Source organism: Promicromonospora sp. Populi (assembly GCF_041081105.1).
GTDB lineage: Bacteria > Actinomycetota > Actinomycetes > Actinomycetales > Cellulomonadaceae > Promicromonospora.
This window is the reverse complement of the sequence record NZ_CP163528.1, coordinates 4,702,019-4,714,344: the sequence shown is the minus strand read 5'-3', so window position 1 is coordinate 4,714,344 and position 12,326 is coordinate 4,702,019. Positions and strand designations below refer to the sequence as shown.

Annotated in this window: 14 protein-coding genes; 4 read left to right on the top strand and 10 right to left on the bottom strand. The window is 69.8% G+C overall.

The annotated features are described in order from the left end of the window. Positions 1-5: 5 nt before the first annotated feature. The 3 genes from AB1046_RS21315 to AB1046_RS21305 form a co-directional block, all read right to left on the bottom strand. Positions 6-938, bottom strand: a complete 933-nt coding sequence (locus AB1046_RS21315; RefSeq protein ID WP_369371287.1) for a GlxA family transcriptional regulator — start codon at positions 936-938, stop codon at positions 6-8. Then, positions 935-1,522, bottom strand: a complete 588-nt coding sequence (locus AB1046_RS21310; protein ID WP_369371286.1) for a cysteine hydrolase family protein — start codon at positions 1,520-1,522, stop codon at positions 935-937. The genes AB1046_RS21315 and AB1046_RS21310 overlap by 4 nt, the downstream gene beginning before the upstream one ends. 98 nt (positions 1,523-1,620) lie before the next feature. After that, entirely contained in the window at positions 1,621-2,463 is an 843-nt protein-coding gene (locus AB1046_RS21305) for an SDR family oxidoreductase (protein WP_369371285.1), read from the bottom strand. A gap of 122 nt (positions 2,464-2,585) precedes the next feature. On the opposite strand from AB1046_RS21305, the gene AB1046_RS21300 reads away from it, so the two are divergent. After that, on the top strand, positions 2,586-2,975 hold the full coding sequence (locus AB1046_RS21300; protein WP_369371284.1) for a winged helix-turn-helix transcriptional regulator: 390 nt from the start codon (positions 2,586-2,588) through the stop codon (positions 2,973-2,975). A gap of 146 nt (positions 2,976-3,121) precedes the next feature. On the opposite strand, the gene AB1046_RS21295 is transcribed toward AB1046_RS21300, so the two are convergent. After that, entirely contained in the window at positions 3,122-3,964 is an 843-nt protein-coding gene (locus AB1046_RS21295) for an alpha/beta fold hydrolase (RefSeq protein ID WP_369371283.1), read from the bottom strand. 126 nt (positions 3,965-4,090) lie between these two features. Between AB1046_RS21295 and AB1046_RS21290 the strand changes: the two genes are divergently transcribed. Further along, the gene (locus tag AB1046_RS21290) at positions 4,091-4,663 is read left to right on the top strand and encodes a TetR/AcrR family transcriptional regulator (protein WP_369371282.1); all 573 of its coding nucleotides are present in this window, start codon (positions 4,091-4,093) and stop codon (positions 4,661-4,663) included. Here the strand turns inward: AB1046_RS21290 and AB1046_RS21285 are convergent. Then, complete coding sequence (locus tag AB1046_RS21285; RefSeq protein WP_369371281.1) at positions 4,660-5,208, bottom strand: RBBP9/YdeN family alpha/beta hydrolase; 549 nt, start codon at positions 5,206-5,208, stop codon at positions 4,660-4,662. The two genes, AB1046_RS21290 and AB1046_RS21285, sit on opposite strands and share 4 nt — an antisense overlap. Positions 5,209-5,333: 125 nt before the next feature. On the opposite strand from AB1046_RS21285, the gene AB1046_RS21280 reads away from it, so the two are divergent. Together AB1046_RS21280 and AB1046_RS21275 are read left to right on the top strand one after the other, a co-directional pair. Then, on the top strand, positions 5,334-5,672 hold the full coding sequence (locus AB1046_RS21280) for a MerR family transcriptional regulator (RefSeq protein WP_369371280.1): 339 nt from the start codon (positions 5,334-5,336) through the stop codon (positions 5,670-5,672). A gap of 28 nt (positions 5,673-5,700) precedes the next feature. Continuing rightward, positions 5,701-6,327, top strand: coding sequence for a DsbA family protein (locus tag AB1046_RS21275; protein ID WP_369371279.1), 627 nt, complete (start codon positions 5,701-5,703; stop codon positions 6,325-6,327). 15 nt (positions 6,328-6,342) lie between these two features. On the opposite strand, the gene nhaA is transcribed toward AB1046_RS21275, so the two are convergent. From nhaA to AB1046_RS21250, 5 genes are all read right to left on the bottom strand, one after another. Continuing rightward, a complete protein-coding gene (nhaA, locus tag AB1046_RS21270) occupies positions 6,343-7,743 on the bottom strand; it encodes a Na+/H+ antiporter NhaA (RefSeq protein WP_369371278.1) in 1,401 nt (466 codons plus the stop codon). 177 nt (positions 7,744-7,920) lie between these two features. Continuing rightward, positions 7,921-10,098, bottom strand: a complete 2,178-nt coding sequence (locus AB1046_RS21265) for a ricin-type beta-trefoil lectin domain protein (protein ID WP_369371277.1) — start codon at positions 10,096-10,098, stop codon at positions 7,921-7,923. A gap of 145 nt (positions 10,099-10,243) precedes the next feature. After that, positions 10,244-10,996: a hypothetical protein gene (locus AB1046_RS21260; protein ID WP_369371276.1), complete on the bottom strand. Its 753-nt coding sequence runs from the start codon at positions 10,994-10,996 to the stop codon at positions 10,244-10,246. Then, positions 10,993-11,661, bottom strand: coding sequence for a hypothetical protein (locus AB1046_RS21255; protein ID WP_369371274.1), 669 nt, complete (start codon positions 11,659-11,661; stop codon positions 10,993-10,995). The genes AB1046_RS21260 and AB1046_RS21255 overlap by 4 nt, the downstream gene beginning before the upstream one ends. A 57-nt stretch (positions 11,662-11,718) precedes the next feature. Beyond that, the gene (locus AB1046_RS21250; protein ID WP_369371273.1) at positions 11,719-12,216 is read right to left on the bottom strand and encodes a hypothetical protein; all 498 of its coding nucleotides are present in this window, start codon (positions 12,214-12,216) and stop codon (positions 11,719-11,721) included. Positions 12,217-12,326: the final 110 nt, after the last annotated feature.

The window sequence follows — 12,326 nt, the reverse complement described above, 5'->3', positions numbered from 1 at the left end:
CACGGCTACGCCGAGCTGCGGAGGCGGCGGAGCGTGCGCGGGTTCTCGAAGCCGACGGCGCGGGCCGCGGACTCGATCGTCGCGCCGTGACCGATGAGGTGCTCGGCGCGTTCGCGCCGCAGGATCTGCTGGTAGCGCAGGGGCGTCACGCCGGTGGCCCGGGTGAACAGCCTGGTCAGGGTGCGCTCGGCGACGCCGGCGTGCGCGGCCAGGTCGGCGAGCGGGAGGGTGTGCGTGAAGTGGGCGTCGATGTGGTCCTGGACGCGATGGGCGGTGTCATCGACGTGCGACCTGTGCCGCAGCATCGCGCTGGCCTGCGGCTCCGTGCCGTTCCGGCGGGCGTACACCACCATCTCCCGGGCCACCCGCGCGGCGAGCGCCGGGCCGTGCCGCATCGCAAGCAGGTGCAGCGAGAGGTCGATGCCGCTGGCAATACCGGCGGAGGTGACCACGCCGCCGTCGGTGGTGAACAGGACGTCGCGCACGACGTGCGCCCGAGGGTGGCGGGCAGCCAGCGCGTCCTGGACGGCGTGGTGGGTGGTGCAGCGCCGGCCGTCGAGCAGGCCGGCCTGGCCGAGCGCGTCGGCTCCCGCGCACACGCTGGCGACGGTGCCGCCCGCCGCATGATGCTCGCGGAGCCGCTCGCGCATTGGCTGGCTCAGGTGGGGCCAGGCGGCCGGGTCGTTCCCGACCCGCCAACCTGGGACGACGACGATGTCGTCCGCGCCCAGCGCCGGCCACTCGGTACCCGCGACCAGCGGGAGGCCCTGCGCCGAGGCGACCACACCGGCGTCGGGCCCGGGTCCGTCGGAATCTCCGGAGACGTATCGCAGGTCGTAGCGGTGGCCGAAGTCCCCCGCCGTGAAGAACGCCTGCGCGGGGCCCGCCAGGTCGAGCAGGTGGACCCCGGGCAGGAGCAGGAAGACGACAGTGGTCACCCGGCCGATGCTGCCACGTTGGCAGGGGCTCCGGCGTCGGGCACGAGTCCGTCCTCCGCCTCGAGCTCCGCGACCGTCGCGATGCGGGCGAACCGGTCGCGGAGCACGGCCTCCGTGCGCTCCAGGATGTCGGCGGCGCTGAACCGGCCCAGCGGGTCGGTGGTCGTGGCGTCGCTGACGAACGTCACGTCGTAGCCCAGGTCGGAGGCGACGCGGGTGGTGGTCTCCACGCACTGCTCGGCCCGGATGCCGCCGATGCGCAGCTCGCGCACGCCGTGGGTGGTGAGGATCTGCTGCAGGTTGGTCGTGGTGAAGGCGTTGTGCGAGGTCTTGCGCAGCACGGGCTCGCCGGGCAGGGGCTCGCTCAGCTCCGCGAAGAACTTCACGTGGCCGGTCGCGGGGTCGAACGGGTTGCCCGAGCCTGGCTCGGTGTGCAGCACCCAGACCACCAGGTCGCCGGCCGCGCGGGCCAGGTCGACCAGCCGGTTCACGGGCTCCGCGATCCCCGGGTTGAGCGTGTCGGCCCACAGCGGGCGGACCCGGAAGGACTCCTGGACATCGATGACGATCAGTGCACGGTTCATGGCCCCAGTCTCTGCCCGCCGGGAGCGCGGGCGGGAGGCCGATTCAGGTCCCGGGGCGGGCGTATCTGGTCACCGGCTCCCGCCACCGCGCCGGACGATCAGGCCCTGAACGCCGCCGCGTGCGCACGCGCCCAGTCGGCGAAGGTTCGTCCCGGCCGGCCGAGGACCGCCTCGACGTGCGGGCTGATGGCCCGCTCCTGAGTAGTGGGCTCGCCGAGGATCGCGAGCGTGCCATCGGCCACCGGCTCGGGCATGAGCTCGAGCATGCCGGCGCGTGCCTGCTCATGGGTCAGCTCGGTGAAGGCGAGCGGCGTGCCGAGTGCGTCGGCGAGCGCGGTGGTCCGCTCACGGGGAGTGCTCACGTCAGGACCGGTCAGCTCGTAGGTGCGGCCGTCGTGCCCGTCGTCGGTGAGCGCGGCGGCTGCGACGTCGGCGATGTCGAGCGGGTCGATGCCGGGCAGCGCGACGTCGCCGAATGGGGCGTACACCGTGCGCTCGGCCCGGACCGACGGGACCCACGCAAAGGCGTTGGTGTAGAAACCGCCTGGCCGCAGCACCGTCCAGGCAAGCCCCGAGCCGCGGACTAGCTTCTCCAGCTCGGCGAGCGGTCGGTGGGAGGGCGACTCCGGACGAGTGCCCGCCGCCTGGGACGACACGAGGACAAGCCGGCGCACCCCGGCGTCGGCGGCCGTGGCGACGATCCGCTCCCGATCCAGGTGCCCGCCGGCACCCGGGACGAGGAGAAACAGCGCACTCGCGCCGTCGACGGCGGCGCGCAGGCTCGCCGGGTCGGCCAGGTCGGCGTAAGCCCCGCGGACCAGCGGGCTGTCGAGCGGCGCGGCGCCCGCGCGGGAGACAGCGGTGACCTCGTGGCCCCGCCGGGCAAGCTCGGCGACCAGCGGCCGTCCGATGTTTCCAGTGGCTCCGGTGACGACGATCATGGGTGCTCCTAGTCCGTACGACGTGGCCCACGAGCGGGCCGGACGGCCCGTGCGGCCGCCGTGCCGCCGACGTTACGAGCCCCAGTACAGTAGGTTCCCTCAGGAAAGTATTGGAGGCTGCCATGAGCACCCCGACCACCTGGCGCCCGGAGCCGGGCAGCGAGCCGACCGAGGCCTGCCCCATCTCGCCCGTCGTCGACCTGGTCTTCAGCCGTTGGACCACACCGATCCTCTGGGTGCTGCACGAGCACGGCACCCAGCGCTTCGTCGAGCTGGAGCGGCGCATCGGCGTCACGCCCAAGGTGCTCACGCAGCGCCTGCGCCAGCTCGAACGCGACGGCCTGGTGCGGCGCGAGATCTTCGCCGAGGTGCCGCCGCGGGTCGAGTACCGGATCACGGAGCTCGGCCGCAGCCTGCACACCGTGTTCGCCGCCCTTGGCGACTGGTCCGGCACCCACATGTCCGACGTCGAGACCGCCCGCGCCGCCTACACGGGCCCCCTCCCCCGCTGACCCGCGGCCCCGCCCGAGCAGTCGGCAGTTTGTCCCGCAGACTCGGCAGTTAGCACTGAGGTCGGTCCGGGGCTGGACAGACCTCAGTGCAAACTGCCGACGCGGTCAGGCGAGCACATGCCCGACGGTGTCAGCCGTCCGGGCGGTCAGGCCTGGACGAAGCTCAGGAGCGCCTTGTTGACCTCGTCCGCGTGGGTCCAGAGCAGGCCGTGCGGCGCGCCCTCGATCTCGACGTACTCCGCCTCGGGGAACGCCTTGTGGAACGGGCGGGCCGTGGCGTCGATCGGGAGGATGTTGTCCTTGGTCCCGTGCAGGATCAGGGACGGCTTGCCGGCGGCGCGCACCGCCTCGACGTCAGCCCGGAAGTCCTCGATCCAGGACGAGACGACCGCGTAGGCCGCGACCGGGGCGCTGCCCGTCGCCGTGTTCCAGCTCGCCGTGACGGCCTCCTGGCTGATCCGCGTGCCCAGGTTCTCGTCCAGGTTGTAGAAGTCCTGGTAGAACTGCGTGAACCAGGCGAAGCGGTCCGAGCGGGCCGCCTCCTCGATGCCGTCGAAGACGGACTGCGGCACGCCGGTGGGGTTGTCGTCGGCCGCCACGAGGAAGGGCTCGAGCGAGGCCAGGAACGCAAGCTTGGCGACGCGCTCGTGGCCGTAGTTCTTCACGTAACGAGCCAGCTCGCCGGTACCCATCGAGAAGCCGACCAGGATCACGTCGCGCAGGTCGAGGGTGTTCAGCAGCGCGTTCAGGTCGGCGGCGAAGGTGTTGTAGTCGTAGCCGGCGCCGACCTTGCTCGACTGCCCGAACCCGCGGCGGTCGTAGGTGATGACGCGGTAGCCGGCGTTGAGCAGCTCGCGCGACTGGCGCTCCCAGCTGTTGCCGTCCAGCGGGTAGCCGTGGATGAGGACGACCGGCTGCCCCGAGCCGTGGTCCTCGTAGTAGAGCTCGGTGGTGGTGCTGTTCTCGGTGCCGACCGTGATGAAACCCATGATCCGTTCCCTTCTCGATCCTTCGTCCCAGTGGAGAACGGGCGTTCTCCACCGTCATCGGCTACGGTAGAGAACGATCGTTCTCAGCGCAAGTCGCGCGGGGCGGAAAGATTGAGGTGGGATCGGATGATCGACGAAGCGACCGCTCGCGAGAGCGTGGTCCAGGCCGCGGACCAGCTGTTCTACACGCGCGGTGTCCAGGCCGTGGGCATGGACGCGGTACGGACGGCGGCGGGGGTGTCGCTCAAGCGCATCTACTCGCTCTTCGCCTCGAAGGACGAGCTGATCGTCGCCGTCCTGCACCACCGCACCGCGATCTGGGACAGCAGGCTCGCGTCCGCGTCGGAGCGGGCCACGACGGCCCGCGAGCGCATCCTGGCGATCTTCGACTTCCTCGACGCCTGGTTTCGGGAGCCGGACTTCTGCGGATGCGCGTTCATCAACGTCCACGGCGAGCTCGGCGCGTCGTCGCCCGCCGTGACGGACGCCGTCCGCGAGCAGAAGCGCACCTTCCAGGAGTACGTCGCCCGCCTCGTGGCCGACGCCGGAGCCCCGCCCACCCTCGCGCCGCAGCTCGCCATCCTGGCCGAGGGCGCGCAGACCACCGCAGCCATCTCGGGCACTCCAGAAGCCGCGCACCAGGCGCGGGCGGCGGCGGAGACGCTGCTCGACGCCGCGACGGGGCCGCACCGCCGCTAGTGAGGCGGCCGCTCGCTCCGATGCAGAGCGCTCCGCACGGTGGGCAGCGCGGTGATGCCGTCGTCGGCGAGGAAGTGGCCCGCGCCCGGCACGACGTGCCGCCTGGCGACGAGCCGCGCCGCCAGCGCATCGGAGGCGGAGGGCGGCACGAGCTCGTCGGCGTCGGACCGGATCATGACCCGTTCTGCCACATGGTCACGCACCCGCTCCACGTCGACGTCGGCCCCGAGGTATCCGTCGAGCATCGGGAGTGCGTTCAGCGGTCCCGTGAACCCGGACACCAGGACCAGCCCGCCGAGCGACCAGGGCTCTGGCAGCGCCGCAAGGACGCGCAGGGTGGTGATGCCGCCCAGCGAGTGCGCGACGACCCAGGTCCCGGGACCGGGCGCACCGAGCGCCGCGGCGACGGCTGCCTCCCACTCGTGAGCCACCGGAGCGTCCGGGGTCGGCAGCGCGACGACGCTCGCCGCGACGCCGTCAGCGACGAGGGAACCCTGCAACCACGGGAACCAGTGGTCGCCAGGCCCGGCTCCGTATCCGGGCACGATGACGACGCGACGCGGGGAATGAGCAACGGCTGTGGGGGTTGAAGAGGTCACAGGCGGTGACGATAAGGGCTCACGCCGGTGTGAAGGTCAACACCGGAGGGCTCTGGGAACGGGAGTTCAGGATGTTGATCGGTGAGCTGTCCGAGCGCACCGGCGTCAGCCGGCGAGCACTGCGCTACTACGAGGACCAGAGCCTCCTCGTGCCGGCGCGGGCAGGCAACGGCTATCGGGCGTACGCGGACGACGCCCCGCTGATCGTCCAGCAGATCCAGGGGCTGTACGCCGCTGGGCTCGATTCCGACGGGATCCGGCGCTACCTGCCCTGCGCCGACGGGCCCGAGCCGCGCCTCGAACCGTGCACCGAGCTGCGCGCACACCTCCTCGACCTGGCGGCAACCCTCGACGAACAGGCCGCCACGATCGGCCGGCGGCGCACGGCACTCGCCGCGCATCTCCGGTAGCGCGCGGGACGGTGCGACGATGGATCCCATGACGACCGAAGAACCCGACAGCGGCGCGCAGGAAGCGGCACCGATCTCCGCGCAGAGTGCCGCACCGGCCGGTACCCACGACTCCGACTTCGCGCTCCGCTGGGCATTCGGCAACCCCGAGGCGCCGTTCACGATCGTGGAGTTCGGCGACTTCGAGTGCCCGTACTGCGGCGCAGCCAAGCCCGTGCTGCACGAGCTGATCAAGAACTCCGACGGCCAGATCCGCCTGGTCTGGCGCCACTTCCCCCTGTTCGAGCCGCACCCGTTCGCGCTGACGGCGGCGCTGGCGGCCGAGGCAGCGGGTCATCAGGGTGCGTTCTGGCCGATGGCGGGCCTGCTCTTCAAGAACCAGGCTTCGCTCGACGACGCCTCGATCGTCCGCTACGGGGAGCAGCTCGGCCTCGACACCGACACGCTGGTCGGCGAGCCGGCACAGCGGTTCTCCGAAGCCGTCCGAACGGACTACCAGGAGGGCATCGACGCCGGTGTGCACGGCACGCCCACGCTGTTCATCAACGGCGAGCCGTACATGGGCGACGTCACGGTCACCGACCTGCGCGACACGATCGGGATGTCGCGCAAGCGCGCCCGCTTCAGCAGGTTTTCTCGCTCGTCCCGCTCCTGACCGGGCACTACGGCGTCACACCGGCGGGCGCCAGGTCCCTTCGGGGAGCGGCGGCGGGCCCGTCGACTCGTTCGGCGAGCACAGCGGGAGGCGATCACCGAAGTACCGGATGATCACGGCGCCGATGATGCCCGAGACGATTGAGCCCACCAGGATGCCCACCTTGGCCTCGTTGATCAGGGCGTCGTCGTCGAAGGCGAGATCGCTGACGAACAGGGCGATGGTGAAGCCGATCCCGCACAGGAATGCGCCGCCGGCCAGGTGTCCGTAGCGGACCTGGCCCGGCAGCGTGCCCAGCCGGGTCACCAGCGCGATCATCGCCCCGGCGAACACACCTATGCCCTTGCCGAGCACCAGGCCGACCAGCACGCCGAGGGTCACGGGGCTGGACACGGCTGCGCCGATCGACTCGCCCGACAGCACGATGCCCGCGTTCGCGAGCCCGAACACCGGCACGATCACGTAGGAGCTCAGCGGGTGCAGGGCGTCGAGCAGCCGGTCGCTGGTCGGGACGGCAGACTGCACGGCTCGGACGGCGAGGCGTGAGCGCGCGGGATCAAGCTCCTCGATGAACGCCCGCCCGTAGAACCCGAGGTGCAACCGCACCTCGTCGTCGTTCCCCCGCCTCGCGGTGGGGACCGTGAGGCCCACCACCACACCCGCCAGGGTGGGGTGCAGGCCCGACTCCAGGACGACCACCCAGAGGATCGCGCCCACGATCAGGTACGGCGCGATCTGCCAGATGCCGAGCCAGCGCATGACGCACAGGACGATCGTGAGCGCCCCGGCCGCGACGAGTGCACCGACCATCAGCGTGTCGGAGTAGAAGATGCCGAGCAGGGTGATGGCGCCGATGTCGTCGAAGATCGCCAGCGTCAGCAGGAAGATGCGAAGCTGGTCGGGACAGCGCGGCCCCACCAGTGCGAGCACGCCGATCACGAACGCCGTGTCCGTGGACATCGGCACACCCCAGCCCGACGCGTCGGGTCCGGACGGGTTGAGGAGCAGGTACATCCCGATCGGGACGGCCAGCCCGCCGATGGCCCCGAACAGCGGCACGGACGCCGCGCGGAACGTACGCAGCTCGCCCACGGTGAGCTCGCGGTTGACCTCGACGCCGACCACGAGGAAGAACACGGCCATGAGGAAGTCGTTCACCCAGTGGTGCAGCGTGAGATGCAGCTCCCAGGTGCCGACCGTGAGATTGACCGGCGTCTCCCACAGGGCCTCGTACGAGCCGCCTGCCACGTTCGCCCACACGAGCGCGATCGCCGACGCCGCGAGCAGGAGCGTCGCTCCGCCGCCCTCGGTCGCGAAGTAGTTGCGCAACCCGGGCGACAGGCGCGGGTACGGGACGTCCACCCTTGGCCGGGGTCCTGGCCGGGTAGGTACTCCGGTGGGGATCCGGTCTGCCACGGCTCAAGGATGCCAGACGCCGACGTCGTCAGCCGACGCTCCCGGTAGACGGCGGCGGGCGGGACCACGCACTGGGGCTGTGTTACTGAGAGTGAACAATGTTCGCTCTCAGTAACACAGCCCCGAGGTGTACTCGTTACCCCGGAGGAGCTATCGCCGCTCCCCCGGGGGTAATCATCACGGCCCGGAAGTCAGGAACGTGACCTGGTGGCCGCTGTTCACGATCTGGCCCGTGGTGTTGATGACGTTCGTGATGGTGCCCACGCCGCCGAGCGACACGGTGACCATGTTGCGGAACTGGACACCCGGCCGGACCGGGACCTCGAACGCCCGCGCGCTCACCACCGATGGGTTCGCGTTGAAGAACACGTAACTGCCGAGCCCCCAGGCCTGGTGGTCGGTGACCGCGTTGTTGACCTTGTACGCGGCCCAGCCCTGGGTGGTGCCGTTCATGTAGGCGGCCTGGTTCGGCGGGTCGTACGGGAGCTCGTTCTGGTAGAAGTACGTGCGCCCGCGCTCGCCGTTCCAGATGGTCTGGTACTGCTGGTAGTGCTCGACGAACAGGCCGTACATGGACACGTCGTCGCCGTTCACGATCAGGCCGTTGCGGCCGGTGTTGACCGTCCAGCCCACCGTGCCGCCGTTGCCGTGGTCGGCCCGCCAGATCCACGCGTGGTCACCGATCACGTCGTCGCTGTTGACCTCCATGCTCACCGTGGCCTTGCCCGCGATGGAACCGCCCACGCGGATGAACACGTCGGACAGCACTGTCGGGTTAGCCGCGTGGTCGGCCGACGAGTTGGTCGGGCCCACCTGGAGCAGCACGTTCGAGTTGGTGGTACCGGCATCGAACATGATGCCGGCCAGGCGCACGCCGTCGACGTCGGCCACGTTCATGGCGTTGATCCCGCCCTGCGGCACGAACGTCGCCAGGCCGAGACCCAGGACCACCGTGTTCGCCCGGTTGATCTGGAGGGTCTGGTTGATGTTGTAGGTGCCGGGGGTGACCAGGAGGTTCAGTCCGGCGGCCAGGGCGGTGTTCATGCTCGCCGCGGTGTCACCCGGGCGCACGATGTGGAACTGGCTGATCGGCAGCGTGGTGCCCGCCGGGTTGCCGTTCGCCCAGGTGGTGCCGCTGGAGTTGGTCCGGACGGCGGGCACGAAGACCTGGTAGGAGCCCGTGTTGTCGACGTAGAGGTACGGCTTCTCGGCCATCTTCGGCGTCGAGGCGATCGTCGTGTACGGCGGGGACGGGAAGCTGCTCGCGGGCGTCCCGGTGCTGCCGACGAACATCTGGTTCCAGTTGGAGCCCGTCCAGCTGCCCATCGTGGAGTTCCGGGTGAGGAACTGCTGCTGGGTGCCGGAGTTGATCTGGCCGTCGACCCGCGTGTCGGAGATGAAGCCGCCGGACGACCAACCGCCGTCGGACAGGGCGAGGTTGCCGCGCAGGTGCATGCGCCGGTACGGCGCGGCCTGGGAGACGGACCACCGGTCGTTGCCATCGGGAGGCGTCACGGACAGGCCCTCGGCGGAGCGCCAGAAGTTCTGCGTGGCGTTCTGCGAGCCGTCCGGCCACCAGTCGGCCTCGACGTGGACGTGGCCGTTGATGTTCACGGCGTCCGGCACCAGGCCCAGGCCCGCGACCTGGGTAAAGAAGCCGACGTTCGCGTCGACGTTGTAGGAGCCGGGGAAGAACAGCATGGCCTCGCGCTGCGTGCCGAACTGGTTGGTCACCTGGGCATTGAAGGCCCGGTTGAGCTCGGCCTGGATCGTCGCGTCAGACATGGACTTGTCGAAGATCGAGACGTTCGGGCCGAGGTCCGGGTTGTTCGGGTTGGGCAGCACGGCGCCCGGGGGTGGCGTCACGGAACCTCCGCTGTGGGTCCACTTCTGGTTGGCGGCACCGGTGCAGGTCCAGAGCTGGAGCTGGGTGCCGTTCGCCGTCGCGCCGCCCGAGACGTCCAGGCACTTGTTCGCGGCCGTGTTCACCAGGTCGCCGGCTGCGTTCAGGGTCCACCGCTGGCTCGCGACCGTGCTGAAGCAGTCCCACATGTGGACGACGGCGCCGTCCGCCGTCGAGCCGTTCGCGACGTCGAGGCACTTGCCGAGGCCCCGCAGGGAGCCGTCGTCGGCGAAGGTCCAGGTCTGGTTGGCGTTGCCAGCGCCGCAGTCCCAGATGTGCGGCCGGGTGCCGTTAGTGGTGGAGCCTCCGGCCACGTCGAGGCACCTGCCGCTGGCCGAGCTGACTACCGTGCCGGTCGTGGCCGCGACCGCGGCTGGTGTGGCGACTACGCCCAACAGACCCGCGAGCACGACGGCGCCGAGCGCGCCGACAAGCTTTCGAACAGGTGACATGACATCCTCCGGCAAAGTCTGCGCCGCGTCGGTGCGGCGACACCTCAAGGTACGGACTAACTTACTGACCTGTCAGTTGTGGAAACTACCTACTCGCGGGCGATGTCCCACATCGTCCGTCTGCACCGCGGCCTAGACCTGGGGCTCATCCGTCGACAAGGATCTCAAGAGCTGCCTGACCGTCTGATCGAGCCCGGGAATCGAGCGACAGCCAGGCCGGGTGCAGTGAACTTCCAAGATGTCTGCGCAAGTGGATGAGTCGACTGCGATCGCTTCCCGACGCGGGTCGCTCCAGCTCGGCGTATGGATCGTCGATACACGCGAGCAGCACCGCCGCGTCCAGCAGATGGCGTTCCGGATCGCGACTGTCGGCCTTGTGTGCCGCCGACTTGATGATGAGCGCACCATACGGATCGGGAACACTGATCGTGCTCTCGCGCCCGCCGATCTCAAGGTGAGCGTTCACCGTCCGTCTGAGCGCCTGGGTACCGCCCTCGATCGGCACCATGCGGTTGCCGGCCATCGGCTCCAGCACTCTCGGGGCCGCATGATCGGCGACCACGACGTCGACTGTGTCCTGTCCACGGCGGAAGCGGTGAGCCACAGGCTCCCGCCGGTTGTGCTCGGGCTGAATCTCGTAGCCCAGGCCGGTCAAGACCTGCGCGGTGGACCTTGGTCGGCCTCGGCCGGTCTCGACATGCACGACGATGTCGACGTCGTTCGTCGGACGCACGACGTCGAGCCCGTGGTTGATGGCGTGCAACTGCACCATCAGGCCGCCGATCAGAGTCCAGTGCGTATGCGGGAGCTCTGCCTCGATCTCGGCGACGTTCGGCCACGGAAATGCCCAACCGCCGATCGGCGTCGCTACATCGATGACGCTCCGCCCATCGTTCACCGCGATCGCACCAGAGCCTGCTTGACCGACCGCATGCCTGCCGACCGCTCACGGGGGTCCAAAGACGCACCCAGATCAAGCCCTGCCAGAACGTCGCCCCGCTCGGCGATCTGGGCAGCGATCGCCAGGTCGAAAGCAGTCGCTCGAAGGGTCACGTTGCCCTCCTCGACGGCATTGCGGAGGCGGTAGCGCGTTACCAGCCGGTCGTACCTGGCAACGGAGACGTAGCCATCAACCTGCTCACCCGTAGCACCAGTGAGTTCGCCGACTTCGCTGGTGCTGCCAGAACCAATTACCTCGTCTGCGAGCCTGTCGACCACGGCCCGATGCCCCATGAGGCGATGCACCGTTGCCCGATTGCGGGTCCGAGCGACAAGTTCTTCAGGAGTCGATCTCTTGAGCTCACCCTTCAAACGGGACCGCTGCGCCTCCCCGAGCCAGGTCACCTCAACATGGGTAAGGAGCGCAATCGCTGCCCAGGCCGTCGCCTCCGCCCACGCCCGTCGCTGATGCCCCTTGTGTGCCGCCTCGTGGCGTAGCACCGATCCCCAGTCGAGTCGATCCGGGCCGATCGACACCAGGTCACCCGCGTGCGCGAGCCGTTGGACCTGCCGAACGGACAGGGCCAAGCGCTCCGCGGCATCGCTGACAGTGACGATCTCCATACGGATAGCGTCGCAGGAGCGACACTATCCGTCAATCGGTGCCCTCCGGAGCTGCCGTCAGCGCCTACGGGGCAAGGGGCGCGGCTCGGCCGGGTCCGAGCCCGCCTCGCCGGCACCGGCCGGGACCATGACGGGGTTCAGCTCGCTGTCGTCCGCGGTCGCGCGACAGTAGACCCGCTTGCCGGTGCCCTTGCACAGCTCGTGCAGCCCCGCGGCGAAGGCGTTCAGGTCCTCCGGAGCGGCCCGGCGGAACCGCCGGGACAGCGACCAGTGCCTGACGACGTCGTCCAGCGTCGTCGGCCGCACCATGCCGAACAGCGACACCAGATGGTTGGACAGCCGGATCACGAGACGGGCGCCGTCGGGGCTCTCCGCGACGAGCTGCGCGCTGCGCAGGCCGTCGTCCCCGACCGGGCCGCCGAGCAGCCGCTCCAGCTGTCCCAGCACCGAAGCGGGGTCGACGACGTGCGAGCCCACGCTGCCGTAGATCTCTCCGCCGTCGATGGTCTGTGCCGCGGCCTCGTCGTTCGGGCCAACGAAATACTCGAACCTCATGCGCGCATCTTTCCGCATGTCGGAGGGTGCTCACGACCACTGGTTGTGGGCGAGACCGTTGCGCCCATAACGGACACGTAGGCGCAACGGTCTCGCAAACGACCAGGTGG